The sequence below is a fragment of the Paraburkholderia sediminicola genome, from assembly GCF_046027825.1.
Lineage (GTDB): Bacteria > Pseudomonadota > Gammaproteobacteria > Burkholderiales > Burkholderiaceae > Paraburkholderia > Paraburkholderia sediminicola_D.
Genome location: NZ_JAQQDU010000076.1, coordinates 17,241 through 42,921, shown reverse-complemented (window position 1 = coordinate 42,921; position 25,681 = coordinate 17,241). Strand labels below are relative to the sequence as shown.

Below are 25,681 nucleotides of genomic sequence, written 5' to 3'. Positions count from 1 at the left end.
TCAATCGGCGCAGTCCAGTAGCGCAATAAAACAAACTAATAGAGCGGCGCTATAAAGCGGTGAGTGCCCCGCCAGCGCTAATCCTTTAGGGCCGGCGCCGCATTGTGCGGCGCCGGCCGCTTTTTTGTGGCTGTATTCTGCCTCTCATCATCGCCACGGCACGCTTGCCAGCGTCCGTCGGTCTGTCTTGTTATTCTGCTGTTCGACCCAGATCGGGTTGACCCAACTCAACCCGAACCAAGCCGGCTTTCCAGTGACCAGGCCCGCATTTTGCACAGGAGCGTGCGTCGCCCAATCTTTCGCACGTATCTTTTCGTGTAAAAGCCCAATTAAGGGGCTGGCATCAGGTTCGGGCAGTGCGTTTTGCCGGGCAATGCGTGTCGCCTGCTGAAAGAATTACATGCCGCGCGTAGCAACGCGGCGGTCGCCCGGATGGTTGCAATCCATTGCAGACCTCGGGTGAGAACCTCAATCCCTTCGCGATACGCGAGAACGGAGGCTTCTGGTGTTGATCAGCCGTAGAAAGCGGATCGGCAAGATCCGCAAAAAACCAACAAGCATCGCGGCAACATCTCTGGTCGCCGTGGCCCTCGGCGGAATCGGTGCTCTGCCGGGTTCGGCCGTGGCCCAAACCCCTTCGCCGCTGGGTGAATGGCAGTACTCCGTGGGCATTCCGCTGCAGAAGCTGTGGCAGCCGAATATTCCCGACTGGCAGGTGCGATTTGGCGCGGCGACGTCGTTCCAGCCGCGTTATGAGGGCTCCGACCGGTATCACGTGATGGCCGGTCCGAGCATCGACGTGCGCTACAAGGACCTGTTCTTCTTTTCGAGCGGCGAGGGCCTTGGGGTCAACTTCGCGCAGGGGCAGAACTGGCGCATGAGTCTCGCGGCCGTCTACGATCTCGGGCGTCGTGCGCACGACGATCCGGAGGAATTGAACGGCCTCGGCAACATCAATCCGGCGCCGGGCGCCAAACTCTCCGGGGAATATGTCGTCTCGAAGGATTTCCCGCTTGTGCTGCGCGCCGACATCCGGCGCTATTTTGGTGGCTCGAACGGCTGGATCGGCGATCTCGGCGCCTATCTGCCGATGCCCGGCAGCACCAAAAAATTCTTCTGGTTCGCCGGGCCGAACGTGTCAATCGCGGACTCTAATTACATGAATGCCTGGTACGGTGTGAATCAGAATCAGGCGGCGCACTCGCAATACTCGGAGTATCACGCGAGTGCGGGTTTCAAGTCGGTGGGTTTCGGCATTAGCGCAGTGTGGCTGTTCGACAAGCACTGGTTTGCCACTGCCGACGGCGCATTCGAACAACTGGTCGGCAGCGCGGGCAATAGTCCGATTACGCACAGCAGGGCCACCGGTGTGGCCGATATCTCCATCAATTACCGCTTCTGATGCAGCGTTCCTGCGGTTGGGTCTTGGGCCAACGTGCTGCGATGACGTTGGTGCGGGGGTTCTTTACTGGGCGATAGTGAGTGTCTTTCTCAGTCGTTGCGCATACAACCAGGCCACCTCCCAAGGAAAAACAGACAGACTAGCGTGCCCGCCGCGCAGCAAGAAACTGAGTCATCAGTGCCGCAACCTGATCGACTGCTTCATCCAGCACAAAGTGCCCACCTTCAAGCAGATGCACTTCGGCGCTGGGCACATTGCCGCAATACGCGTGAGCGCCTTCCACTTCGAATGAAGGATCGTACTTTCCCCACACTACAAGCAAAGGGGGCTGACGTTCCTCCAGATATCGCTGCCATAGCGGATACCGCTCGACATTCGTCCGGTAGTCATAGAAGAGCTCAGTCTGAATATCGATCTGTCCGGCCCGCGATAGAAACGCAAATTCATCAGTCCAGGTATCCGGATCGTAACGATCGGCATTCGGACTACGTCCAACATGCCGCAACCGTGTCGCCTCAAACGAAAGCAGATTCGCGCGCAACGCAGCTTCATGCGTTGCGCGATCGTTCCAGAATGCCTTGCGCGTTTGCCATAACGGACCGAGGCCCGTTTCGTGTGCGACTGCGTTTTGCACTACCAATGCCTCAACACGCTCAGGGTTCGAAAGTGCAAGCCGGAAGCCCACCGGACCTCCGTAGTCCTGCATCACCAGCGTATAGCGCTTCAGTTCCAGTGCATCGATGAAACGTGTCATCACATCGGCGAGGTGGTCAAAGGTGTACTCGAACGCGTCGGGCGAGGGTGCGCTGCTGTGGCCGAAACCCGGGTAATCCGGCGCGATCAGCCGGTAGTCTTGCGCGAGCAACGGCATCAGCGTCTCGTACATTCGCGACGACGACGGGAACCCGTGCAGCAGCAGAATCACCGGCGCATCGCGCGGCCCGGTTTCGCGGTAGAAAATGTCGAGACCGTCGATCTCGATGCTGCGATAGCGCATCCCGGTGCGTGTGGATGTCATGAACATGCTCCTTCAATCGTTTGTAAGATCGATCATGCGCCGCGCGAACTGTCGCGCAGATGCAGTCCCGCCGCCGCGACAAAAAAGCCCAATGCAGCGATGCAGACACCCGGCCAGCCCCAACGCGCGAGCGCTGGCCCGGCGATGGTGGCGCCTATCGCGCTGCCGACGAAAAAGAGCCCGGTATAGAGCCCGTTCACCCGGCCACGTGATTCGGGCGCAAGCAGATTGATCGCGCGCCGGCCAAGCGCCTGATCGGCAATCACACCGCCGTCGAGAAAGAATGCAGCGACGGCCAGCATTGCGATCGATGTGGTACGCGACACACCTGAGGTCAACGCCAATGCCGCCATCAGCGCGGCCGCGATGGCGACCGCATGCGCGAGCATGCTGGCGGGCTTCGACCAGCCCCTGTCTCCGGCACGGCCCGCCAACGGCGCGATGAACACGCTGCTGCCGCCGGCTAACGCAAAGAGCGCGACGGAGGTACTGTTCAGACCGAGCGGTGCGCGCGTCAGAACAATGGCAACGCTGCTCCAGAACGCATTGAAACCGGCCATAAGCAGGCCCTGGTACAACGCCCGCCGGCGCAGCACGGGCTCCTGCGCTACCAGCCTCACCATCGACGTCAACAGCGCGGCATAGGGCGGCGCACCGTGAGGGCGACTATCCGGCAAACGCGGCACCACGGCGAGCGTGACGGCGGCGAGCAGCAGGGCGTCGGCCGCGTAAAACGCACGCCAGCCGAGTGCACCGCCAATCACACTGGCAAGCGGCCGCGATAACAGAATGCCCAGCATCAGACCGCTCATCACATTGCCGACGACTTTGCCGCGCGAAGCCGGTGGCGCGAGCGACGCTGCCGCGGGCACCAGCATCTGCACGACGCTCGATGTCACGCCGACGGCGAACGATGCCGCCAGAAACACCGGGGCGAACGGCGCGATAGCGGCCAGGGCGAGACACGCGATCTGTGCGAACAGCGTCGCCGCAATCAAGGGCCGATTCGGCAAGCGGTCGATCAGCGGAACGAGCCCAACCAGGCCGACCGCGTAGCCCAACAACGTCAATGCGGTGACGAGCGTGGTCCATGCGCCGAGATGCAGCGAGGCGTTGAGCGGGCCGACCAGGGTTTGTGACGCGTACAGGGGCAGCACGGCGACCGCGACCATCGCGGCGAAGCGGACGGTCGGTACGTTTTGTACCGGCGGCGTGGCTGTTCGGGCTGCGGTCTGGCATTGGATCGTGGGAGAGTCCATCGTCGGGTTGGCAGTCAAGTGAAGGTGGACCGATGCTACTCTCACGTCAGACAAACACAATTCGCACTGAATTTGATACATCCTCACGAAAAACGGGAGAATCGGCGATGGACGCATTGCGCGATCTGGAAACCTTGGTGGCGATCGTCGAGGAGGGCAGTCTGACGAGCGCCGCGCGCCGGCTTGACCGGTCGTTACAGGCCGTCAGCCGGTCGCTGCAGGTGCTGGAGCGGTCGCACGGATCGACCTTGATCGTCCGAACGACACGCACTTCGCAACCGAGTGCGGCCGGCATGCGCTTTTACGAGCGCGTCAAAGGCGCGCTGGCCGAACTCGAACTGGCGCGCACCGAACTGGCGGAGGAAGCGCACCGGCTCACCGGCCGCATGCTGATCAATGCACCGACGCTATTCGGACCGAAATTCATTGCGCCGCTCGCCGCGGAGTTTTTGCAGCGCCATCCGCAACTGGAGTTGTCACTCGATCTGAGCGACGAGTATCGCGATCCCGTCGAAACCGGTGCGGATGTGACGATCCGTATCGGCGAAATGCCTGATTCACGGCTGGTGGCGCGACGGATCGGCACGCTGCGGCGGGTGGTGTTCGCCGCGCCCGCTTATCTTGCCGAACACGGCAGACCGTCGCATCCGCGGGATTTGGCGCGACACGACTGTGTCGTTCGAACGGGTGTGCCGCATCCTGGCCGGTGGGTGATGACGTCTGCCGACGGCAACGAGATTGCGGTGAACGTGGCAGGGCGCTTCGACAGCAATCAGGTGGCTGCCGTGAACGCCGGTGTGCTGGGCGGGATGGGGGTCGGGGTTGCGGCCTTCTGGCAGATTCAGGAATGGGTCGAGGCCGGACGGGTTGAGGTTTTGCTGGCGGATTATCAGCTGACCCCCTTGCCGTTGCATGCGATGTGGGCGAAGACGCGGCGGTTGCCGCAGAGGACGCGGCTGTTGGTCGATTTCCTTGCTGTCAAATTGGGGGCGCTGTAGTTTTCTAGTCAACAGCCGGATTCACGTGAACGCTGGCCGCGCCAGGCGAACTGCGCAGCCGTCAACGCCGCGCAGCAGAAGGTACGATGCGCCATTGTGCTACGCTTGCCAGATCGAAACCCACGCACTGCGACCCCGCCTTTATCATGCGTTCCTGGCGCATATCGACACCGCCCCGCAGCGGGCACATCAACACATCGCGTGTTACCGACCTCGTCATGTCGATTTCACATGCCGACCCGGACGCGCTCGCTGCAAGCATTCTGAAAACCGTCGGCGACACGCTTCCCGTTGCGCAGTGCACGATTTTCGCCTACGAATTCGACGCGAGGCCGCGCACCGTCTCCGCCGCCGACCATCGCGGCGGCCGGTTTCTGCGTGATGTCGCTGACCGCTACGCTACGCATTTTTATGCGCTCGACGGCAACCGCGCCATCGTCGGCCGCCCGCAAGCGAGGCAGCCGCACGAAGCGTTAGTGCTGCATCAGCAGCAAAGCGAAGAAATCGAAAACGAAGCCTATCGCGCTGCGTGCTACGCGCAGCCCAACGTGTCGGACCGGCTATCGTTGCTCCTGCAACCCATGGAAAGTGTCTGGCTGTCGATCAATCTGTATCGTGACAGTGCCTATGGCATGTTTCAGCCAGGTGAACTCGAGCATGTGGAGAGCATGGCGCACCTGTTCGCGCACGCGGCGAAAAGCCATTACGCCCTCAACGGACAGCATCAGCAAGGGACGGCCGCCGCGATGCTGGCACGCGTCAGACGCGCCTGCCCGGCGCTGACGCCGCGCGAGATCGACGTGCTGCGCGGCACGCTCGAAGGCGCGAGCGCCGCCGAGATTGGCGAGCAAATGGGCATCAAGGCCACCAGCGTCGTTACGTATCAGAAGCGGGCTTACGCGCGGCTGGGTATCTCCAGCCAGCGCCAGTTGTTCGCGCTATGCCTGCTGCCTGAGCGGTCCTGATCCGGTGCGACGGCGTTGCGGCAGTAGATTGGCTGTGATGAAGTTGATCGGCAGCCAGAAGAACCGCCGAAGCGCCGTTGAACTAGCACCTGAAATCACCCGCGCTTCGCCAGCGCATCGGCCTGCGTCTCACGATCCCAGCGCTTCAGCCACGGCATGATGAAATCCGCGAAACCGTCTGCGGGCGGCGACAGCGCGCGTTCGGTCGAGCGATACACGCAGACCTCGCGGATAGTCTCCGGGTCGACGATCCGCTTCATCACCAGACCGAAGGTTCGCGCGAGCGGCGCGACGTAGGCGGGCGCGAGCGTCACGGCAAGCCCCTGTGAAGCGAGACCGAACGCCGTCGTGACGTTGTCGACCACGTCCACCGGAATGATGCGCGCCTCCACCGGCAGATTAGCGAGCATCTGTTCGACAGCGCGCTCGTGATCGCGCCCGGTGGCAACAATGGGCACGCCGCGCAAATGCTGCCACTGCACCCGGCGCCGCACGGCCAACGGATGGGTTGGGGCGCACCACATCACCCACGGGCTCGCGAAGGCCGGATCGCAACGCACCCGCGTGCCGCTTTGCCGATCCGGACCGATCGCCAGGTCCACGTCGCCGCTTTCCACGCGCTCCAGCAACTGTTCGACCACGGTGTCGCAAATGCGCACGACCACTTTCGGTTTGTCGCGCGCATACTCGGCGATCGCCGCCGGCAACGCGGTCGCCGCGAGCACCAGCGGCGCGCCGACGCGCACGATGCCGGCCGCGCGATTGCGGATGTCGTCGGCGGATTGGGCGGCGGCGCGCACATAGCGCAACACCGATTCGGCCGACGATAGAAAATCCTGCCCCGCGCTGGACAGATTGACGCGCCGCGTCGTACGGTCGAAAAGGCGAAAGCCCAGTTCCGTTTCCAGTTCGGCCAGCAACTGGCTGACCGCCGACGAGGTCAGCCCGAGCCGTTCCGCCGCCGCGCCGATGCTGTGCAAATCGACGATGGCGAGAAACGCTTCGAACTGACGGATGGTGACGCGTGTGAGTGGCATCAGGCGATTCTAAAGAAAAACTTACTAATCGTGAAAAATCGATTGATTGTGTGCGGCGAGCCATTGGCCGAGACTTGTCCTGGTCGACGCGAAGCCGGAAACCCGCTTAGACTTTCGTCTCGCCCACGCGGCTACGACCCGGCTGCAAGAGTCCACGTTCAGGGCCGCATCCAAGGGTATACGCAGGCCACAGCCAGGCCACATGCGGGGCTCCACTCAAGGAATTGCCATGTTCGACCACATTCCCGCCTATCCCGGCGACCCGATTCTGAGCCTGAACGAGGATTTTCAACTCGATCCGCGGCCCAACAAGGTCAACCTGAGCATCGGCATCTATTTCGACGATGCCGGCAAGCTGCCGGTGATGGACGCGGTGCGGCGTGCCGAAACCGCGCTGCTCGGTTCGATCGGCCCGCGCTCCTACCTGCCGATGGCGGGCCTGCCGCTTTACCGCGACGCAGCACAGGCGCTGGTGTTCGGCGCGGACAGCGAAGCGCGTGCAGCGGGCCGCATCGCGACCTTGCAGACCATCGGCGGCTCAGGTGCACTGAAAGTTGGCGCGGATTTTCTGAAACGCTATTTTCCGGCCTCGCAGATATGGATCAGCGATCCGAGCTGGGAAAACCATCGCGTGGTGTTCGAAGGCGCGGGTCTCACGGTCAACACCTATCCCTATTACGACGAACAGACCGGTGGCCTGCGTTTCGCCGACATGATCGACAAGATCGGCCGCTTGCCGGAGCAGAGCATCGTGCTGCTCCACGCGTGCTGCCATAACCCGACCGGCGTCGACCTGAGCCCCGCGCAATGGGCGGAACTGGTGCCGGTTTTGCAGCGCCGCAAACTGATTGCGTTTGTCGACATGGCCTATCAAGGTTTCGGCGCAGGTCTCGAGGAGGACGCTGCCTGCGTGCGCCTGCTCGCCGATGCGGGGGTGCCGTTGATTGCCGCCAATTCGTTTTCGAAGAATTTCTCGCTGTACGGCGAGCGTTGCGGCACATTGAGCGTTGTCTGCAAGAGCAACGAAGAAGCGGCTCGCGTGCTCGGGCAATTGATGTCGACTGTGCGCGCCAATTACAGCAATCCGCCGACGCACGGCGCTCGCCTCGTCGCCAATGTGCTGTCGGACGCGTCCTTGCGTGCTTCATGGGAAGCGGAGCTCGCCGCTATGCGCGACCGGATTCTCGCCATGCGCGGCACCATCCACGAAGGCCTGGCAGGCCGCGTCGATGAAGTGATGCGCGCGCGTTACGTCGCGCAGCGCGGCATGTTCACCTATACGGGCTTGAGTGAGGCCCAAGTTGAGCGTTTGTGCAGCGAATACGCCGTGTATTTGTTGCGTTCGGGGCGCATGTGCGTCGCCGGATTGAATGCGCGCAACGCTGACTATGTGGCGTCGTCGATCGCGGCGGTGGTGGCGGGCGCATAACGCCTGTTGCCCGCAACGGCCGGGCACAACGAACGAAAAGCGAACGATAACAACGGAGACCCTGATGACGACTCTTGAATTACAACCGGCAAGCCCGCCGAAGTCCACCACGATGCATCCCGACGAATGGCAGGCACGCGTACAACTGGCGGCGTGCTATCGCATCTTCGATATGCTCGGCTGGACCGAGATGATCTACAACCACATCACGTTGCGGGTGCCGGCGAGCGTCAGTGGCGGTGAGCGCCACTTCCTGATCAACCCATTCGGTCTGCACTACAGCGAAGTGACAGCGAGCAATCTCGTGAAGATCGACGCGCAAGGACGCGTGCTCGACAACTCGCGGTATCCGGTGAATCCCGCTGGTTTTGTCGTGCATGCGGCGATTCACGAAGGCTTGCCGGATGCGCATTGCGTGATGCACACGCACACGACGGCAGGCGTCGCGGTGGCCTGTCTCGAAGGTGGCCTGGAGCAAACCAACTTTTATAGCGCGCAGTTGCATGACCGCATCGCGTATCACGACTTTGAAGGCATCACGGTGCATGCGGAAGAAGGGCCGCGCCTGCTCGAACATATCGGCAATAGGCAGGCGGTGATCCTGCGCAACCATGGCCTGCTTGCATGGGGCCACACGTTGCCGCAGACTTTCGCTATCCTGTGGACGCTCAACCGCGCGTGCGAAATCCAGATGGCCACGTTCTCGATGGGCCGGGCGCGGCCGGTGCCGGAAGAAGTGGCGATCCGCTGTACGCGCGACGCATTGCAGTTCGATCCGCGTCACGGTGCGGGACAGGATGTGTTTGACGCGTTAGTGCGGCGCGTGGATCGCATCGACGCGAGCTATAGGGACTAACGCGAGGAACTCGAGCGAGAACTGAGGCGAGCACTAACGCAAGTATTGAGGCGAAGATTGACCCGAGGATTAAAGCAAGGATTGAAACGATGAAAGTAGGAATCTACGGTGCCGGCGCGATCGGTGGCTGGATGGGCGTGAAGCTTGCGCAGGCCGGCCATGACGTGAGCGTGGTGGCGCGCGGCGCGACGCTCGGTGCGTTGCAGCAGCACGGCTTGCGTCTGATTGAAGGCGGCGTGACGCACACCGTAAAGGTGAAGGCGAGCGAACAGGCGGCGGATCTCGGCGTGCAGGACCTCGTCGTGGTGGCGGTGAAGGGCCCGGCCATGGCGTCGGTGGCCGCGCATATCGCGCCGCTGCTGAACCCGCAGACGATCGTGCTGACAGCGATGAACGGCGTGCCATGGTGGTTCTGCGACGGACTCGGCCGTGATTTCGCCGGCAAGCGGCTAACGTCGATCGATCCTGACGGCGCGATCGCGGCGGCGATTCCGACCGCACAGACGGTGGGCTGCGTGGTGCATGCCAGCTGTCTCATCGAGTCGCCAGGTGTCATCAGGCATCATCAGGGCAACGGGTTGATCGTCGGCGAGGCGTCGGGGCAATCGGGCGAACGCGTCAAAGCGCTGACCGCCACACTGGCCGCGGCGGGCTTCAATGCGGCAATGTCGGAGCAGATTCAGCGTGACGTCTGGTACAAGCTGTGGGGCAACATGACGATGAATCCGATCAGCGCCATCACCGGCGCGACCACTGACCGGATTCTCAGCGACGAACTGGTGCGCAACTTCGTGACGAGCATCATGCTGGAAGCGAAGGAGATCGGCGCGCGCTTCGGTATTCCTATCGAGCAGGCGCCGGCGGATCGCCACGAGGTCACGCTCAAACTCGGCGCGATGAAAACCTCGATGCTGCAGGATGTGCAGGCCGGCAAGGCGGTCGAACTCGATGCGCTGGTGGCCGCCGTGCGTGAACTGGGGCAGCTTACCGATGTGCCGACGCCGTACACGGACGCGTTGCTTGGGCTCGCGCGCCTGCATGCAAGTACGTTGGGGTTGTATCCGAGACAGTGAACTGTGTTATGAGAAGAAGCCGCCCCGGGTTGTTAACGGGGCGGTTTTTTTATCTTATGTCTTACTTCTTCGGCGTCGCATCGTACTCCCGTCGCATTAGGCAGCCACTTCGGAAGCCGGCGGTAGCTTCGCCGCCTCGATCAACGACAACACCCGTTGCGTGTCGTCGAGTTCCGTCATGCATAGCAGCGCAAGGCGTGCCAGATACAAAGGCGCTTGCGCTTCACCTTCAGCGGTCAGTATCTTGCAGAGCGTCGTGTAGACGAGGTCGAGTTCGCTATCGGTCATGGTTTGGGTCCTCTTGCGTCAGTTCGTCAGGCTGGCCGTCACGGCGCTTTGCACGTTCGCCGCGCTGCCGTTGCGCCAGCGGGCGAGCACATGACCGTCCGGCCTGATCAGGTAGACGCTGCCCGGCGTCGCGTCGAGCATCTCGTGCAAGCGGCCCGCCGGATCGATCACATGCGGGCTGGTGGCGCGCGGCGCATCGCCCGGGATCAGCGTGACCGCTTTGAACGGAATGCTGTATTCGCCGAGCGCGTGCTGCAATTGCTGCCATGCATCGTCTTGCGCCCCGTCCGCGCCGAAGCGAAGTGCGGTGAAGCATGGTCCAAGCAGATCGGTGAGGTGGATATCCATCGCGACGCCATCGCACATGCGTTGAAGACGGCATTCCGGCAGTACCGTGCCGGGCGCCGGACCTTTGACGAACGCGCCCGATGCAACAGCCGCGACCTGATTGAGCGGCGACTGGGTATACGTAATCGCATGTGTCTGGCGCGGATTGATCAGCGGCCGCACGGCAGGATGATGCTCGGCAAGTCCTAGCACGGCCGAGCGCATCAAGTCGAATGCGAACGACGGCGGCGCCATGAATTCCGTGCTCTTCATCCCGTAGCTCAGATTCTCACGCGCCGCGAAAACGCGCTCGTCGCTATAGCTGTCGAGCAGACGGTCCGACGCAATGCCGTTGACCACACAAGCGAGTTTCCAGCCGAGATTGTCGGCGTCGTCGATACCGGAATTCGCGCCGCGCACGCCGAAAATCGGCACGAGATGCGCGGCATCGCCCGCGAACAGCACCGAGCCGTGGCGGTAGCGTTCGAGCGTCAAGGCGTTGGCCTTGTAGACGGTGATCCAGATCGGCGACCATTCGCCTGTTTCGCCCATCGAGTCGAGCACGCTCTGCACGCGTGGCATGACGTTTTCGGGTTTGACAGCAGCCTCCGGGTCTTCATCGTCGCGAAGCTGGTAGTCGATGCGCCAGACGTTGTCGGGCTGCTTGTGCACCAGCACCGTCGAACCGGGATTGGAGGGCGGATCGAAGTATGCCAGACGCTCGGTGGCGCGCTCGCTCTTCAGTTCGATATCGACGATCACGTAACGGCCTTCGTACGTCGTGCCGGTGAGCTTGAGGCCGAGCGCCTCGCGAATCGTGCTGCGGCCGCCGTCGCACGCGACAACCCAATCGGCACGCATTTTCCAACTGGTGTCGCCGGTGCTTAGGTCGAGCGTAGCGCCGGCGGTGCCATCGTCGGCCTGCTGTTCGATGCCGGTCACGCGGGTTTGCCAGCGGATGTCGATCAGATCGGCATGCTGTTCCACTTCGTCGAGCAGCAACTGTTCGATCTGGTATTGCGCGATGTTGATCATCGGCGGGAGCGATTGCTCGTCGTCCTGATGCATGGCGAAGCGGAACACTTCGGCATCGCGGTAGAAACTGCGGCCACCCGTCCATGGCAGGCCTTTTTGCAGGAAACCGTCCACTGCGCCCAGGCGTTTGAAAATCTCCAGGCTTCGGCGCGAAATGCAGATCGCGCGGCTGCCGGTGCAGACACCGTCGTCGGCTTCGATCAGCACTGAGCGCTCGCCCTGGCGAGCCAGCGCGAGCGCCAGCGTCATGCCGACCGGGCCACCGCCGACAATTGCAACGGCGCGCCGCACGGGATCACGCCCGTCGACCAGCGGCGGCACCACGCCCGCATAGTAACGAGGCGTGAACGGATAGGGTTTGAAGCTGCGGCTCATGCGTGTCTCCTGGATCTTCGATGCCGATGGATTGCCCGCCGGCGCTTGAGCGCGCTCTGGAGGCGGTGCGAATCGATAGGTGAAGTATGAAGGAGGGGTGGCGCGTGCCTGTCCTCATTTTGGGTACATCGCGCTGGCGCATTACATATAGAAAAGCCGCGAGTGCTCCAGCACCTCGCGGCTTTTCTTGTTCAATCATGCGGGGACCGCGCAGACGACCTCAATCCGCCCCAGCCGCATGCGAAGGCTGGCGCGTGTACTGCACGCTCCCGGCGACCAGGCATTCCTCGATCATCGCGCGGAACGTCGGCGCCGCATGAGACGCGCCGGTCGCGCCCATCTCCGGGCCGCCTTCTGGGGCGCCCCCGATCCCGACCACCAGCGTCGCCCGCGGCCGCCATTCCCGTGTACGCCGCAGCATATTGCGCAGATACGGCGGCGAATCCGGCGCGTCGAGCGAGATGATGCAGATGATCGGCGCGTCCTTGAAGCTCGGTTCGTCGGCATGTGCGCTGCGATAACCCGAGTGCGTGGCCATCATCGGCGCGAGTCCCTGGCGGCCAAGCAATTGCACGGCGATCGCGGTGGTCACTTCGTCGAATGCGCCGCGTCCGGGGACGCACAGCACCGACGTCTTTTCGCTTTCATGGCGCGACTGCGGGCGAGCCGAAATATGGCTGTCCTGCCGCTCCGAAAGATCAGCCGATGCTGAAGCCAGCATCGCCCCAGCCGAGTCGGCCGGTTCCGCGCGCGACAGGCGGTCCGGCAGTCCGTCGGCGATTTCCAGGTTCTCGACGATATCGACCAGCGCGTCGTTGATCCGCGCCAGCTGCTCGGGCATCAACACCCCGCGCATCGCGTCGTTACGCGCGAGCTTGAGACCCTCCAGCGCGACCTTGTCGTAGTAATCGATCAGCGACATCTCTCGCAGCAGGCGCTCGGCCTGCACGATGGCTTCATGCGGATCGTCCGCCAGAATCCGCTGATAGAAGGTCTGCGCGGGCGTCAATGCGGGCTGGTCGCCCAGCAGCACCGTGAGAAAGTTCAGACGATCGGCGTAGCGGCCCAGCGTGACGACACACAGTGTGAGCGGCGTGGACAGGACGAGGCCGATCGGTCCCCACAGCCAGCTCCAGAAGATCGCCGCCACCACCACCGCCAGCGGCGACAACCCGGATCGGTGACCGTACAGCAGCGGCTCCGCAATTTGTCCCGCCACCACATCGACGACGATGAACAGGATCAGCGTATAGACCGCCATGGTCCATTGCGGCTGGATGGCGGCGGCGAGAAACACGGCAAGAATCGCGGCGATCCAGATGCCGATGTACGGCACGAAGCGCAGCAAGGCTGCAATCACGCCGAACAGCAGCGCCCCCGGCACGCCAATGATGGCCAGACCGATGGCGATGATCCCGCCCGCGCTGAGGTTCACGCCCAGTTGCGCGACGAAATAGCGGCTCAGCCGCCCGGCGGCGTCGTTGATCGCCGTGGTGGTGCGGTGCAGATCGCGCGAGCCGAACAGACTGATCAAACGGTCGCGCAGATCTTCGCGCTGCAGCAGGATGAAGATCGTGACGACCAGCACGATGAAGGTGGTCTCGATCGGCGCAATGGCCGGTGACAGCGCGCGTTGCGCGAGTTGCATCGGCGTGAGCGACGGCTCGTGCACCTCGACCGGCGTCGGCACCGGGGGCGCATTGCGCGCGGCGCGTCCGGTCAGGCGCGGCGGGCTCGGCTTGCTCGGCGCGACGCGTTGCAGCGTGGCGGCGGCGCGGCTCATCAGCGAATCAGCCCGGCCGACGGTTTTCTCCTGCACCGTCTCGATCTTTTGCTCGATCGCCGCCTGATACTGCGGCAGATCTCCCGCCAGTTGCACCAGTTGGGCGCCGATCAGGCCGCCGACCGCCAGCAAGGTGGCGAGGGCGAACAGCACGGCGATAAAGATCGACGGCAATTGACCCATGTGCAAGCGCCGCAACGACTGCACCAGCGGTGCCAGCAGAAAGCTGAGCAGCACGGAGAGCGTGATCGGGATCAACACCTCGCGGCCGAAGTACAGTGCGCACACCACCACCACGCCGGTAATGATCGACGCCAAACCATGCAGACTGGGCGTGCCCGGCGGGTAGACGCGGTTCGGCCGGCCATGCGGCGGTAATGATATTTTCATGAGCACACGTTTCGATGTTGTGGCGCTGTCGCGGCTACCGAGGGCACGCGCGGAGGGCGGCAGTCAGATAAAGCGCCTGAGCAATTCATATGCCTGGATTGTAGGCGCTTTGAGGTGTGCCGACCGACTCCCTTAGCCCATGTGCAAACGCAACAGTTCGAACAGTTGCGAACTCGCATACAGCAGCAAGCCGATAAAGCCGCCCACAATCGTTCCGTTGATGCGGATGTACTGCAAATCCTTGCCGATGTTCAGCTCGATTTGCCGTGACATTTCGCGCGCGTCCCAGTTCTTAACCGTATCGCTGATATGGCGCGTGAGGAACTGGGCGAAGTCGGGCGCCATGGCGCGCGCCGCTTCTTCCAGGTGGTCGTTCAGCGACTGACGCAGCGCCGGGTCGTGCGCCAGTTCGCGGCCGACCCATTGGCCCATCGCCATCACTCGGGCGTGCAAGGCCGAATCGCTGCTTTGCAGATCGCGTTTGAGCCATGCGCGCAATTCACCCCACATGTCTTTCACATACGCGCTGAGGGCTTCGCCCTCCACCAGATAACGCTTCAGCTCCTCGCCTTTTTCCAGGAACGCCGGATCGCTCTTGAGTTTGACGATCAGCTTTTGCGCCGCGTCGTCGAATTTCTGGCGCAACTGATGCGTGGGGTTCTCGCTGATCTGCTCGAGCATACGGTTCACTGCGTTGGCGATCGTTTCGGCGCCTTTTTCCCCGAGCCACGCCGACGGCAGGATCATCTCCATCTTGGGATATTCACCCTTCACCCACTCGACGATGCGCTCAGCGATAAACTCGCGCGCCTGCGGTTCGTGCAACAGTGCCACGACCTGTTCGATGCCGGCGTCAAGCAATTCCTGATGACGGCCGTCTTTGGTGAGCGTGTCGAGAATCGAGCCCATGGATTGCGACAGATCGACTTTGGCGAGCACGTCGCGCAACGCGTCCTTGATGAAGACCTGGATGCGCACGTCGTCGGTCAATTCGAGAATTCCGCCTGTCAGCTTGACCACGTAGTCGCCCAGACGCGCGGTATTGGCCGGCGTCGTCAGCCAGCCGGTGATGCTTTGCGCCGGGTCGTGTTTCTGGATCAGGCCGACCAGCGACGGCACGTCCAGAAACTTGTCCTGCACGAACACCGCGAGGTTGTCGGCAATCTTGTGTTTGTTCTTCGGAATGATCGCCGTGTGCGCGGAGACGATTGGAATCGGCACACGGCGAAACAGCGCGACCACGGCGAACCAGTCAGCGAGTGCGCCGACCATGGCGGCTTCGGCCACCGCTTTGATGCCGTCCACCCAGAGGCCGCGCGGCATGAAGGCGGTCACGACGAAAACGCAAGCGGCGGCTGCCAGCAGCAGTAACGGGGTGCGCTTGGCCTTCTTCAGTTCGGTTTCTTTGTTCATTGGCAGCGGCGCGGCGGGGTTCAATTCGATTGACATGTTGCGGTGCGATTCGTGGTCGTCCGGAAACGCGAGTGTAGCGCCGCTGTTCCGGCCAGTGTGGCACGGCTTTGGGACATGCTTTGACCTGTCGGCACGGTAACATCTGCGGTTAGACTGCGAAGCGATGCCCGTGCGAGTGGCTTGAGCCGGCGCGAGAAGAGTGCTGAGCGAACCACACGCGGGCGCTAAATAGTTGTTGAACGAGCGCTGATCGAGCGCCGAATGAATGTTGAGCAACGATGCAATTGAACGGAATGGAGGCACAGTGATCAGGTTTCTGCACACCGCGGACTGGCAGATAGGCACGCAATTCGGCCAGTTCGAGCCGGACGAAGCCGCGCACCTCGCGGAAGCGCGCTTCGAAACCGTGCGCCGTATCGCCGAGGAAGCGGCGGCGCGCAAGGTCGACGCCGTGCTGGTCGCCGGCGACGTATTCGACCTGCAGACTGTCTCGGACACGGTGATCCGCCGCTTGTTCGGCGCGCTGCAAGCGTTCTCCGGGCCATGGATCATGCTGCCCGGCAATCACGATGCCGCGCTGGTCGAGAGTGTCTGGACCCGTGCGCAGCGCCTGAACTGCGTCGCGCCGAACGTACGGTTGGTGCTTGAGCCCGGCGTGGTGACGCTCGACGCCTGCCAGTGCGCGTTGCTCTGCGCGCCGCTCACGCAACGGATCACCTACGACGACACGACGGGCTTCTTCGACACAACGGAGACGCCGCCCGGCTATCACCGCATCGGGCTCGCGCATGGCAGTGTGAGCGGGATTCTGCAGGAAGGCATTGATTCGTCAAACCCGATCGCCCCGACGCGTGCCGCGAGCGCGCGTCTGGACTATCTCGCGCTCGGCGACTGGCACGGCCATTTTCGCGTCGACGAACGCACCTGGTACGCCGGTACGCACGAACAGGACCGCTTCCGCGCCAACGATCCGGGCTTCATGCTCGACGTCACACTGACCGGGCCAGGCGCCGTGCCGGCCGTCGAAGCGGTACGGGTCGGTAAATATCAATGGCATCGTTGGGAAGAGACGATCTCGGTGCCGACCGATGTGGATTCGCTCAAGTTGCGCCTCGGCGCGTTAGGCAGTCACGACGTGCTGCGCGTAACGGTAAGCGGCACGACTGCGCTGGCCGAAGCCGAAGCGATCCACGTCGCGGTGGAAGAGACCCGCGCGCGGGTGCGTGCGTTACGTGTGGATCTGAGTGGCCTGCAGGTGCTGCCGACCGCCGACGACCTCGCCGAACTCGGCGCGCAGAGCGGCTACCTCGCGAAGGTGGTGGCGCGGCTGCGAGGCTTGCAGGAGGACCCGCAGTCCGACCCGCAACAGGTCAAGCGCGCGGCGGAGGCGTTGTTGCTTCTGGCGCGTTTCCAACGTGAACTGCCGCGCGAAGCGAGGTCCGCATGAAGCTGGAAAGTATCGCGATTCAGGAGTTCAAGCAGTTCAGCGGCCGGCTCGTTATCGACGACCTGCAGCCCGGGCTCAATCTGTTCACCGGCCCGAACGAGGCCGGCAAGAGCACGATCGCCGAAGCGGTGCGGGCGGTGTTCCTCGAACGCTACAAGGCTTCGCACTTGAAAGACCTGCTGCCGTGGGGCAAGGCGAGCGGCCAGCCTTCGGTTGAAGTGACGTTCGATATGGAGGGCACAGCGTGCAGGCTGTCGAAGCAGTTTGTCACCCGGCAGCGCTGTGAGTTGAAGATCGGTCAGACGGTGTTCGGCGAGGACGAAGCGGAGGACAAGCTCGCCGCGTTGCTCGGTTTTTCGCGTGCCGCACGGGGGCCGCTCAAGGCGGAAAACGCGGGCGTTCCCGGTTTGTTGTGGGTACAACAAGGCGGGACGCAGGAGGTGCGAGATTCCACGGGGCACGCGGCGCAGTATCTGCGCGATGCGCTGTCGCAACTCTCGGGCGGCAATGAGTCGGCGGGGGAGGATGCGCTGATCGCGGCGGTGCAGCGCGAGCTTCGGCAGTTGCTCACGGCACGTACGCAGAAGTCCACTGGACCGCTGGCTGAGGCCGAACAGGCCCTGGCGGCGTTGATTGTCGAACGCGACGATCTGGAGCAGCAGCGTCAGCAGTTCGACGAGAATATCGGGCGCCTTGCTACGGCGCAGATAGCCTTCGAGGACGCGCAAAGCAAGCGCCCTTGGGAGCTTCACGAGCAGAAGGCCGTGCAGGCGCAACAGCGCGCCGATGCCGCGGCAGAACTCGAACGCAGTCTTCTGGGGCTGGCGCAGTCGCTGAAATTGAGCGATGCGGAACTGGCGCTGTCGGTGCAGCAGGAACAGGCCGCAACAGAACTGGAGGCGGCCGTTGCCCGCGAGCGGCAGCAACTCGATGCCGCGCGAGCCAACGTCTCGGCGGTTCAGCATGAGCATGCGCAGGCCCAGGCGAGCGTGGCGCAATTCGAACAGGCGTATGCCGACGCCAGCCGCGCCCACGAACTGGCGAACGCCGCGGTGACCGCGGGCGATTTGCGCAGCCAGATCGCTCTGCACCGCACCGAGAGCGAGCGGCTTGAAGCGGCTATTGCAGCCGCGAGCAAGGCAAACGAGGCCGTGCTGGAGGCGACGCGCGCAGCAGCGGCAGTCGAAATCGATGCGGCGCAATTGAAGCGGCTCCAATCGCTCGATGCGGAGTTGATCGTGCTGCGCGCGCGTACTGAAGCGGCGATGACGCGTATTGAATACCGGTTGAATGGTGCGATTACCGTCGGCGATGCGAAGGTGAGCGGCGAGGGCGTGCTGCGACTCGACGAGGAGAAGCTGATCGGTCTTGGCGAGCTCGGTGAATTGCGTGTGATTCCGGGCGTTTCCGATCTGTCGGCACAGTTGGCTGAGTTGGCATCGCTCGAAGCCCGGCATGCGCAGGTATTGCAGGCGCTGGGCGTGGCATCGCTGGGTGAGGCGGAGGCGAGGCAGGAGCAGTGGAAGACGCTGCTTGCCCAGCAGAAAAGCCAGGCGAAGATTCTTGAGGTGCATGCGCCCCAAGGCATCGACGCGCTGCGTGCTGCCTTGGCTTCGGCTGTTGCACGGCTGCAGACATCAAACGAGCGTCTGGCTCTTTTGCCCGATGTGTCTGCCGCGCCACCGCTCGACGAGGCCCGCCGGAATGCTGACATCGCGCGTGATGCGTTGGAAGCCGCCAGAAAAGTGCTGACGCAGGCGGCGGAAAGCAAGTCCACCGCGACGGCCACGACTGAATCGCTCGCCGCTCAGTTGCAGCGAAAGGAAACCCAACTGAGCGATGAAGCGTTTTGCCGCAACCGTGCGCAGTGGCAAACAAAAATTGTTGAGCAGCGTGTGCAGGTCGAGGCGCTGAAGCGGCAACTGGAGGGAAGGGAACGCGAACTGGAAGCGGCGCGTCTTGACGATCCGGCGGCTGAAGCGAAACGCTATCGGGCGTCGGCGGATCTTGCGCGTAACGAACAGCACGCGCGGCAAGTGCGGATCGCTGAGTTGCGCAGTCAACTGGAGACGGTTGGCGCGTCCGGGCTAGGGGAGCGTCTTGCGGCGGTGAAGGCGTCGGTGGAACAGGCCACGCGTCGCAAGGACGAACTCAGCTTGCGGGCGAGTGCGTTGAGTCTGCTCGACGAGGTGCTAGTCGACGAACGCGATGCGGCCGTGGCACAACTGCGCGCGCCGCTGACCGAACGCCTTGGGCACTACCTGAAACGGATATTCCCGCAGTCTACGATTGCACTCGGCGACGATCTGAGTCCCGCAACGCTGGACCGCTATGGTCGTGCGGATACGCTCGATGCGTTGAGCTTCGGCACGCGGGAGCAACTCGGTATTTTGACGCGGCTGGCGTATGCGGATCTGTTGAAGGCGTCGGGCCGCCCAACCTTGCTGATGCTCGACGACGCCGCTGTGCATACCGATGCGGCACGGCGCGATGCGATCAAGCGCGCGTTGATCGATGCGGCTACGCGGCATCAGATTCTGGTGTTCACGTGCCATCCGGAGCTTTGGGATGACCTGGGTGTCCGGCAGCGGGCCATTGAGGATTTGAAGGTGGCAGCGTAGGGGATTGGCAACGTGTTGATTTCTGTGAATGACCCGGGGGCATCATGACTCAGCTCTATCGCAACATGGATCAAGCGGCGCTGCGTGCGGCCTACGACAACGTGGCGGCGGTGGCTGACGTCGCCGAGCGCATGCTCGGCTTTCAGGCACGCAGCGCGGCGTTGTATGCCGCTTTGCCGTGCCGGCGTGATGTGGCGTACGGCCCGCGGCCGCGGCAACGTTTCGACTGGTTTCCTTGCGGGCGGCCTGACGCGCCCATTTTCGTGTTTATACACGGCGGCTACTGGCAGTCACGCAGCAAGGAAGATTTCGCGTTCGTCGCCAGTGGGCCGCTAGGTTGCGGCTTCAATGTTGTGCTCGTGGAGTACACGTTGGCGCCGGAGGCATCGATGACGCAGATCGTCGGTGAAGTCGATGCGCTGCTGGCGGCGCTGGCGGCCGATCGCGATGGACTCGGGACGCGCGGTTCCGTCTGCCTTGCGGGGCATTCCGCAGGTGGGCAACTGAGCACGCTTTACCGCACGCATGAGTCCGTTGTGCACGCCATGCCGATCAGCGCATTGGTGAATCTGGAGCCGATTGCGATGTCCTGGCTCAACGAGAAGCTGCAGCTAACGCAGGCAGAGCTCAGTGCTTATAGCCCGATGCGGCACATCGGCAACGGTGTGCCGATGACTGTCAGCGTCGGCACAGCCGAGTTGCCGGAGCTGGTCCGGCATTCAGAGGAGTACGCGGCGGCGTGCCGGCAAGCGGGGGAGCAGGTAGAGTTTGTGCCGGTCGCCGGGTGTAATCACTTTACGATTCTTGAGGACCTCGCGCGGGCGGATGGGTTGCAAATGGGGGCGTTGGTGAGGGGGATGGGGCGAAAGTGAGCGGAGTGCTCACTCGTACCATCGTGGCGTATAGACCCATTCACCTCCGTCGACGCCGTTAGCAAACGCCCGCGTCGTCGTCGACCCCACGATCACCATTGTCCGCATATCCACATCCGACGAGCGCAGTTCGCCGAGCGTGATCGTCCGCAGTGTGCTGCCGGGTCTGCCGATATCGCGACCGAGCACGACTTTCGTCGCCGCCGCGCGATGTTCCCGCACGATGTCCAACGCTTTGTCCAACTGCCAGGGTCGTGCGCGGGAGATCGGGTTGTAAAACGCCATGACCAGATCTGCTTCGGTGGCATGCCGCAGGCGTTTTTCGATGATGGTCCACGGTTTCAGATTGTCGGATAACGACAGCATGCAGAAGTCGTGACCCAAGGGCGCGCCGGCTTGCGCTGCGGTTGCCATGGCAGCGGACACCCCCGGCACAATGGCGAGTTGGACCGTGCGCCAGTCAGCGTTTGCCGCACCGCCTTCTTCCAGCGCTTCGAGCACCGCAGCAGCCATCGCAAACACGCCAGGGTCGCCCGACGACACCATCACCACGGACCGTCCAGTGCTAGCGAGTTCGAACGCATGACGCGCGCGCTGCATCTCCTCGCGATTGTCCGTGCCGTGTACGCGTTGATCGGCGCGTAAGGGGCCGGCCATTTTCACGTAGGTTTCGTAGCCGAGAATATCGGTGGCTTCGTTCAGCGCTGTTCGAGCGGCGGGCACCATCAGGTCGGCGCTGCCGGGGCCGAGGCCGATCACGGTCAAACGGCCCCGTGTACGGCCAATCGTGTCGGGGTCGATTGCCAATGCCGCCAACGCGAGTGCAACCCCTGCGTCCGCGTCGTCATGCAGTGTTTGATAAGGGACGCGTAGCGCGGCATGCAGCAAATTACTCGGTGGCTCGCCGTCGTCCGGGCGCGGCTGGGCAAAACGTAGCGGCACGTTCAGGCTCGCTGCGGCATCGGCCAGTGCCGGGTCCGCCATGTGTTCAGAAGGGGCCAGCAATGCCGCGAGCGAAAGTGTCGCGAGACCATGGGCGTCCAATGCCTCGCGCACCAACGCAGCAATTCGCTCGCCTGAACCCTTCTGGGAATCTGAGCCGGAATTTGCGCCGAGGTCCGCGTTCGTAGCAGATTGCGAGCCGGCACCTGCACTCGTGCCTGTACCAGCATCAGCACCGGGACCCGCACCCGGCACAGTCACTGCTGCCACCACGCTCCGGGGATGGATCACCAACTCATCATCACGCCCATCCCACGCACATGGCGTCACCCGAATCGCGAGACGTGCCGATTCCGAGCGCGGCAGTTGCGCATCATCGAGCCATGGCGCTTCACCCTCGATTCGCGTGCTTTCTCCAGCGAGCAGGTCCGAAACAAAGCGCTTCCCTTGCGCGATATCGGCGAGCGCGTAACCTTCAGGCGGATTGAGCACGCAGGTGCCGAAGCGAAGTTCGCCACTCGTCGTAATCGCCGGCGACACGGCCAACGCAGCAGCGATCTCACGCGCCATCACGTTGACACCAGCAAGGCCACCGAGCAACGGCACGACCGTGCTGCCATCTTCGGCAACGGCCAGCACCGGCGGCTCGACGCCTTTGTTCGACAACAAGGGCGCCACGCAACGAATCACGATCCCGGCGGCGCACAACGCCACGATCGGCGTGCCGCGGGCATAGAGATCACGCAGATGTGCACTGAGTTCCGTGTACGAGACGTCAGCCTCGACTCGCCCCTGCAAGGCATGCACCTGGCAACCTGCATACAGCGTCTGGATACGCCGCGCCGTTGCCAGCGCGCCCGCACCGAGAATCACAATCGCGGGTGGCGTCAACCTTGCCATTTTTCCCCCGGTACCACGAGTAGCGAGAAATACGGCGACGCCATCGGATCGACTTCGGCGAGTGGCACGATGCGCTGATTGCCCATCGTCGCGCGTTCGACGTAAAGCGCACGATGCGCGAGCCCCAGCTCGCCGAGTACGCGCCGCACCTTATCGAAATTGCGGCCGAGCTTCATGATGACGGCCGCGTCCGCATCGGCGAGGCGCCGGCGCAATTCGTCTTCAGGCAAGACGCCGGACAGCACCGATAAACTCTGATTGCGATACACCAGCGGCGAACCGAGCACCGCCGCACCGCCGAGCATCGAGCACACGCCGGGTACGACTTCGGCCTCGAATCGCGCCGCGAGGCGGTCGTGCAAATACATATACGAGCCGTAGAAAAACGGATCGCCTTCGCAGATCACCGCGACGTCGCGGCCCGCGTTGAGGTGACCGGCGACGATCTCCGCAGCGGTGTCATAGAAGTCGGCGATGATCGCCTCATACGAAAGCGGTGGTTCGAGCGCTTCGGTCGTGACGGGATAAACCAGCGGCAGATGCTGTTGGGCGTCATCCAGATGTGCCTCGATGATGCTGAAGGCGTTGCCTTTTTTACCCTTCGCGACGAAATATGCCACTACGGGTGCCGCTTTCAGCACACGCAGCGCTTTCAGCGTGATGAGTTCAGGGTCGCCGGGGCCGACGCCCAGTCCGAATAAACGTCCTTGTACGCTCATTTACTCGACCTCCGTCGCCAGCGCATTCACGGCGGCAGCGGCCATCGCGCTGCCGCCGCGTCGACCCTGAACCACGACGAAGGGTACGCCGCTGCTATCTTCAGCAAGCATCGCTTTCGATTCGGCCGCGCCGACAAAACCCACCGGAAAACCGAGAATCAGTGCGGGTTTCGGCGCGCCGTCATCGAGCATGTCGAGCAGATGAAAAAGCGCGGTCGGCGCGTTGCCGATCACGACGACGCTGCCTGCCAGATGCGGCCGCCACAATTCGAGCGCCGCCGCCGAGCGCGTATTGCCGAGTTCGCGCGCGAGCGCGGGCACGTCCGGATGCGTGAGCGTGCAGATCACTTCGTTGTTCGCGGGCAATCGTGCGCGCGTGATGCCTTGCGCCACCATGCCGGCGTCGCACAGAATCGGCGCGCCTTGCGCGAGGGCCACACGGCCCGCAGCGCCTGCACCTTCAGAAAACTGAAGATCTTCAATGACGTCGACCATGCCGCAGGCGTGGATCACGCGCACCGCGAGTTTTTCGAGGTCGGCGGGAATACGCGAGAGATTGGCCTCCGCGCGTATCGTCGCGAAGGATTGGCGATAGATCTCCTGACCGTCGCGAATGTAATCAAGCATCTAAAGGGCTCCGGGCCGGGTGTGCCAAGTGTTCGAGCATGTCGGCGGCCTGTTCGATCGTGAGTTGGTGCGCGACACAGGAGCCGAAACCCGGCTGGCGGTCGCGTCGATAAAGGTCGTAGATGCCGGGCGCCACGGCGAGCAGCGTGTACGGCGCGCAATGTGCAGCGGCGCATGAGCGCGGACAGCCGCTCAGATGGACGTCGACGCCGTCGGGTAAGCGATTCGCTAAACGCAGTGCGTCGGCTTTGGTATCGGCGAGGCTTTTTGCGCAGCCTGTGGATCCGGCGCAGGCGATCAGGTGCGTAATGGGCTGCGCGGGATCGCAGGCGAGGCCTAGCGCGTTCATTTCAGCGAGCACGGCGGGCGCGGCATCGGCAGCGATATCGGGCAGCAACACGCTTTGCCAGGGCGTCATGCGCAGCGTGCCGTTGCCTTGCCGTTGCGAGAGTGTGGCAAGGCCGCGCAGGGTGACGGCGTCGAAGCGTCCGAGCGGCGGTTGGCCGCCTGCGTGCTGCAGGGCCACGACTCGCTGCGCGTGCGCGCCGAGCCGTAGCGTGGCATCGGCAGGTGTACCGCGTCGCCAGTTTGCGAGCGACGTGTCGCGTGACAACGGAAAATCGACATACGTTTGAGCGTGCTGCAATACCGTGTCGACGGAATGCGTGGCAAGCAGATGACGCATGCGCGTGGCATCGGCGGCGGTCAGATCGAGGAATGTATGCAGCAGCGCGCGGACAAGACCTGTGACCTGCGCAGGCAGCACGGCTGCGAGGGCGCCGCTGTTATCCGTGCGAGGACGCTCGGTGGTGTCACGCGAGTTGGTGTGTTCGGCATGCTGGAGCGCATCGGCATCGGCATCCGCTTCAACCTCAGTATCCGTATCTGTATCCGTATCCGCATTCGCCCCCCCAGGCGGACAACCCGCCAAACCAAACACAAATCGCACGCCGTCTTCCGCCTGCGTCGCAGCCAGCCAGACATCATGCGGATGATCGAGCCTGGCAAGGCGCTCGCCACCGTCGAGCAGTAGCGCGAACTTGGGTGATAGCGCCGCGAAACGCGCTTCGGTTTGCAGTAAGGTGAGCAGTTCGACGCAGAGCGGTCGCGTGTCGAACAGTGCAAATGGATCGCACCCAGCGGTCGGGCTCACCATCACATTGCGCACATCGTCTGCAGCGCTTGTCGAAATTGCGCCAGGGGCCTGTTGTGCGGTTGTGGATCGCGTATTTGAAGCATCCGCAGCGCCGAATCGAGGTTCGGCGGAAACATTCGCTGCGGTCGCGAGCAGCAAGCTGGAAGCATCCACCTCACCGGTCGCGGGAATCGGCCCAAGACCCGCGTCGACGAGTGCCGCGATCAACGCCGCTTCGTGTCCGCTTCGCACGCCACGCACCTGCAGATTCGCGCGATTGGTCAGTTCAACCACGCCAGCCGCATGCTGCTCACTGACGTCGGCGATGACCGAAGCTTGCGCCGCGCTCAGCTCGCCGCCGGGCAATTTGATCCGGCAAAGCCCACCGTCGCGCGCGGCGACGATGCGTAGCAGCCCCGGACACGCCGAGGGCCGCAGCGCAAGAGCCGCGTCAGGCAAAGCAGTGGAGGGCGAAGCTTGATTCAAGACGGACACCGGGTTGAGCGTCGCGCGACGGCCCGAGCGCCGCCCAGGCGGGCATTGCTGCGGCATCGGTACACCCCGCCCGATGATGGCTGGCACGAACAGTCTGGCCGGCAGGTCTCCTGGCTGGCAGGTCATGGTCCGCCGCGGCCTTCCCGGTGAAACCAGTGGCGTGGAGCGCAGGCGGACTCGCTGCATACAGTTGCGGGGGCAGCCACAGCGGCACTGTGTTCCCTCTTCGGCCCCGAAGGGCACCGGCGGCTGTATTATGCCTTTTTTCGAACAGC

Annotated in this window: 20 protein-coding genes and 1 riboswitch; of the genes, 9 read left to right on the top strand and 11 right to left on the bottom strand. The window is 63.2% G+C overall.

What is annotated here, in order from left to right; genetic code table 11:
- Positions 1 to 505 precede the first annotated feature (505 nt).
- The gene (locus PQQ96_RS31305) at positions 506 to 1,402 is read left to right on the top strand and encodes a MipA/OmpV family protein (RefSeq protein WP_408299744.1); all 897 of its coding nucleotides are present in this window, start codon (positions 506 to 508) and stop codon (positions 1,400 to 1,402) included.
- 139 nt (positions 1,403 to 1,541) lie between these two features.
- On the opposite strand, the gene PQQ96_RS31300 is transcribed toward PQQ96_RS31305, so the two are convergent.
- Together PQQ96_RS31300 and PQQ96_RS31295 are read right to left on the bottom strand one after the other, a co-directional pair.
- Complete coding sequence (locus tag PQQ96_RS31300) at positions 1,542 to 2,420, bottom strand: alpha/beta fold hydrolase (protein WP_408299742.1); 879 nt, start codon at positions 2,418 to 2,420, stop codon at positions 1,542 to 1,544.
- A gap of 32 nt (positions 2,421 to 2,452) precedes the next feature.
- Complete coding sequence (locus PQQ96_RS31295; protein ID WP_408299740.1) at positions 2,453 to 3,679, bottom strand: MFS transporter; 1,227 nt, start codon at positions 3,677 to 3,679, stop codon at positions 2,453 to 2,455.
- 107 nt (positions 3,680 to 3,786) lie between these two features.
- On the opposite strand from PQQ96_RS31295, the gene PQQ96_RS31290 reads away from it, so the two are divergent.
- Positions 3,787 to 4,677, top strand: a complete 891-nt coding sequence (locus PQQ96_RS31290) for a LysR family transcriptional regulator (protein WP_408299738.1) — start codon at positions 3,787 to 3,789, stop codon at positions 4,675 to 4,677.
- Positions 4,678 to 4,823: 146 nt separating this feature from the next.
- A complete protein-coding gene (locus PQQ96_RS31285; RefSeq protein WP_408299737.1) occupies positions 4,824 to 5,642 on the top strand; it encodes a helix-turn-helix transcriptional regulator in 819 nt (272 codons plus the stop codon).
- A gap of 95 nt (positions 5,643 to 5,737) precedes the next feature.
- Here the strand turns inward: PQQ96_RS31285 and PQQ96_RS31280 are convergent, their stop codons facing one another.
- Positions 5,738 to 6,679: a LysR family transcriptional regulator gene (locus PQQ96_RS31280; protein WP_408299735.1), complete on the bottom strand. Its 942-nt coding sequence runs from the start codon at positions 6,677 to 6,679 to the stop codon at positions 5,738 to 5,740.
- Between the two features lie 229 nt (positions 6,680 to 6,908).
- Here PQQ96_RS31280 and PQQ96_RS31275 point away from each other — a divergent pair, with 229 nt between their 5' ends.
- The 3 genes from PQQ96_RS31275 (at position 6,909) to PQQ96_RS31265 (ending at position 10,037) form a co-directional block, all read left to right on the top strand.
- Complete coding sequence (locus PQQ96_RS31275) at positions 6,909 to 8,108, top strand: amino acid aminotransferase (RefSeq protein WP_408299733.1); 1,200 nt, start codon at positions 6,909 to 6,911, stop codon at positions 8,106 to 8,108.
- Positions 8,109 to 8,172: 64 nt separating this feature from the next.
- Positions 8,173 to 8,964 (top strand): class II aldolase/adducin family protein, encoded by a 792-nt coding sequence (locus PQQ96_RS31270; protein WP_408299731.1) that lies wholly within the window; start codon positions 8,173 to 8,175, stop codon positions 8,962 to 8,964.
- Positions 8,965 to 9,053: 89 nt separating this feature from the next.
- Positions 9,054 to 10,037, top strand: coding sequence for a 2-dehydropantoate 2-reductase (locus PQQ96_RS31265; protein WP_408299730.1), 984 nt, complete (start codon positions 9,054 to 9,056; stop codon positions 10,035 to 10,037).
- 96 nt (positions 10,038 to 10,133) lie between these two features.
- Here PQQ96_RS31265 and PQQ96_RS31260 read toward each other — a convergent pair whose 3' ends face one another.
- The 4 genes from PQQ96_RS31260 to PQQ96_RS31245 form a co-directional block, all read right to left on the bottom strand.
- Positions 10,134 to 10,325 (bottom strand): hypothetical protein, encoded by a 192-nt coding sequence (locus PQQ96_RS31260; RefSeq protein WP_408299728.1) that lies wholly within the window; start codon positions 10,323 to 10,325, stop codon positions 10,134 to 10,136.
- Between the two features lie 18 nt (positions 10,326 to 10,343).
- Entirely contained in the window at positions 10,344 to 12,062 is a 1,719-nt protein-coding gene (locus PQQ96_RS31255) for an FAD-dependent oxidoreductase (protein ID WP_408299726.1), read from the bottom strand.
- Positions 12,063 to 12,282: 220 nt separating this feature from the next.
- Complete coding sequence (locus PQQ96_RS31250) at positions 12,283 to 14,235, bottom strand: AI-2E family transporter (RefSeq protein ID WP_408299725.1); 1,953 nt, start codon at positions 14,233 to 14,235, stop codon at positions 12,283 to 12,285.
- Positions 14,236 to 14,367: 132 nt separating this feature from the next.
- Positions 14,368 to 15,648 carry a DUF445 domain-containing protein gene (locus PQQ96_RS31245; protein ID WP_408299749.1) on the bottom strand — a complete coding sequence of 427 codons (1,281 nt, stop codon included), beginning with the start codon at positions 15,646 to 15,648 and terminating at the stop codon, positions 14,368 to 14,370.
- A gap of 304 nt (positions 15,649 to 15,952) precedes the next feature.
- Between PQQ96_RS31245 and PQQ96_RS31240 the strand changes: the two genes are divergently transcribed.
- The 3 genes from PQQ96_RS31240 to PQQ96_RS31230 are packed head-to-tail and all read left to right on the top strand — an operon-like array spanning position 15,953 to position 20,588.
- Entirely contained in the window at positions 15,953 to 17,095 is a 1,143-nt protein-coding gene (locus PQQ96_RS31240) for a metallophosphoesterase family protein (RefSeq protein ID WP_408299723.1), read from the top strand.
- Complete coding sequence (locus PQQ96_RS31235; RefSeq protein ID WP_408299722.1) at positions 17,092 to 19,716, top strand: AAA family ATPase; 2,625 nt, start codon at positions 17,092 to 17,094, stop codon at positions 19,714 to 19,716. The genes PQQ96_RS31240 and PQQ96_RS31235 overlap by 4 nt, the downstream gene beginning before the upstream one ends.
- Before the next feature lie 44 nt (positions 19,717 to 19,760).
- Complete coding sequence (locus tag PQQ96_RS31230) at positions 19,761 to 20,588, top strand: alpha/beta hydrolase (protein ID WP_408299720.1); 828 nt, start codon at positions 19,761 to 19,763, stop codon at positions 20,586 to 20,588.
- Positions 20,589 to 20,597: 9 nt separating this feature from the next.
- Here the strand turns inward: PQQ96_RS31230 and cobJ are convergent, their stop codons facing one another.
- The 4 genes from cobJ to PQQ96_RS31210 are packed head-to-tail and all read right to left on the bottom strand — an operon-like array spanning position 20,598 to position 25,406.
- Positions 20,598 to 22,430 carry a precorrin-3B C(17)-methyltransferase gene (gene cobJ, locus PQQ96_RS31225; RefSeq protein ID WP_408299718.1) on the bottom strand — a complete coding sequence of 611 codons (1,833 nt, stop codon included), beginning with the start codon at positions 22,428 to 22,430 and terminating at the stop codon, positions 20,598 to 20,600.
- Positions 22,418 to 23,149, bottom strand: coding sequence for a precorrin-2 C(20)-methyltransferase (locus tag PQQ96_RS31220; protein WP_408299716.1), 732 nt, complete (start codon positions 23,147 to 23,149; stop codon positions 22,418 to 22,420). Before PQQ96_RS31220 ends, cobJ begins: the two co-directional genes overlap by 13 nt.
- The gene (locus tag PQQ96_RS31215; protein ID WP_408299714.1) at positions 23,150 to 23,776 is read right to left on the bottom strand and encodes a precorrin-8X methylmutase; all 627 of its coding nucleotides are present in this window, start codon (positions 23,774 to 23,776) and stop codon (positions 23,150 to 23,152) included.
- The gene (locus PQQ96_RS31210; protein WP_408299747.1) at positions 23,769 to 25,406 is read right to left on the bottom strand and encodes a ferredoxin-like domain-containing protein; all 1,638 of its coding nucleotides are present in this window, start codon (positions 25,404 to 25,406) and stop codon (positions 23,769 to 23,771) included. The genes PQQ96_RS31215 and PQQ96_RS31210 overlap by 8 nt, the downstream gene beginning before the upstream one ends.
- Before the next feature lie 83 nt (positions 25,407 to 25,489).
- Positions 25,490 to 25,668, bottom strand: a riboswitch (cobalamin riboswitch).
- Between the last annotated feature and the right edge of the window lie 13 nt (positions 25,669 to 25,681).

Bases quoted from the DNA above. Each gene is read 5' to 3' on its own strand.
- PQQ96_RS31300 (WP_408299742.1), bottom strand. From the start codon at position 2,420: ATGACATCCACACGCACCGGGATGCGCTATCGCAGCATCGAGATCGAC.
- PQQ96_RS31295 (WP_408299740.1), bottom strand. From the start codon at position 3,679: ATGGACTCTCCCACGATCCAATGCCAGACCGCAGCCCGAACAGCCACG.
- PQQ96_RS31290 (WP_408299738.1), top strand. From the start codon at position 3,787: ATGGACGCATTGCGCGATCTGGAAACCTTGGTGGCGATCGTCGAGGAG.
- PQQ96_RS31285 (WP_408299737.1), top strand. From the start codon at position 4,824: ATGCGTTCCTGGCGCATATCGACACCGCCCCGCAGCGGGCACATCAAC.
- PQQ96_RS31280 (WP_408299735.1), bottom strand. From the start codon at position 6,679: ATGCCACTCACACGCGTCACCATCCGTCAGTTCGAAGCGTTTCTCGCC.
- PQQ96_RS31275 (WP_408299733.1), top strand. From the start codon at position 6,909: ATGTTCGACCACATTCCCGCCTATCCCGGCGACCCGATTCTGAGCCTG.
- PQQ96_RS31270 (WP_408299731.1), top strand. From the start codon at position 8,173: ATGACGACTCTTGAATTACAACCGGCAAGCCCGCCGAAGTCCACCACG.
- PQQ96_RS31265 (WP_408299730.1), top strand. From the start codon at position 9,054: ATGAAAGTAGGAATCTACGGTGCCGGCGCGATCGGTGGCTGGATGGGC.
- PQQ96_RS31260 (WP_408299728.1), bottom strand. From the start codon at position 10,325: ATGACCGATAGCGAACTCGACCTCGTCTACACGACGCTCTGCAAGATA.
- PQQ96_RS31255 (WP_408299726.1), bottom strand. From the start codon at position 12,062: ATGAGCCGCAGCTTCAAACCCTATCCGTTCACGCCTCGTTACTATGCG.
- PQQ96_RS31250 (WP_408299725.1), bottom strand. From the start codon at position 14,235: ATGAAAATATCATTACCGCCGCATGGCCGGCCGAACCGCGTCTACCCG.
- PQQ96_RS31245 (WP_408299749.1), bottom strand. From the start codon at position 15,648: ATGAACAAAGAAACCGAACTGAAGAAGGCCAAGCGCACCCCGTTACTG.
- PQQ96_RS31235 (WP_408299722.1), top strand. From the start codon at position 17,092: ATGAAGCTGGAAAGTATCGCGATTCAGGAGTTCAAGCAGTTCAGCGGC.
- PQQ96_RS31230 (WP_408299720.1), top strand. From the start codon at position 19,761: ATGACTCAGCTCTATCGCAACATGGATCAAGCGGCGCTGCGTGCGGCC.
- cobJ (WP_408299718.1), bottom strand. From the start codon at position 22,430: ATGGCAAGGTTGACGCCACCCGCGATTGTGATTCTCGGTGCGGGCGCG.
- PQQ96_RS31220 (WP_408299716.1), bottom strand. From the start codon at position 23,149: ATGAGCGTACAAGGACGTTTATTCGGACTGGGCGTCGGCCCCGGCGAC.
- PQQ96_RS31215 (WP_408299714.1), bottom strand. From the start codon at position 23,776: ATGCTTGATTACATTCGCGACGGTCAGGAGATCTATCGCCAATCCTTC.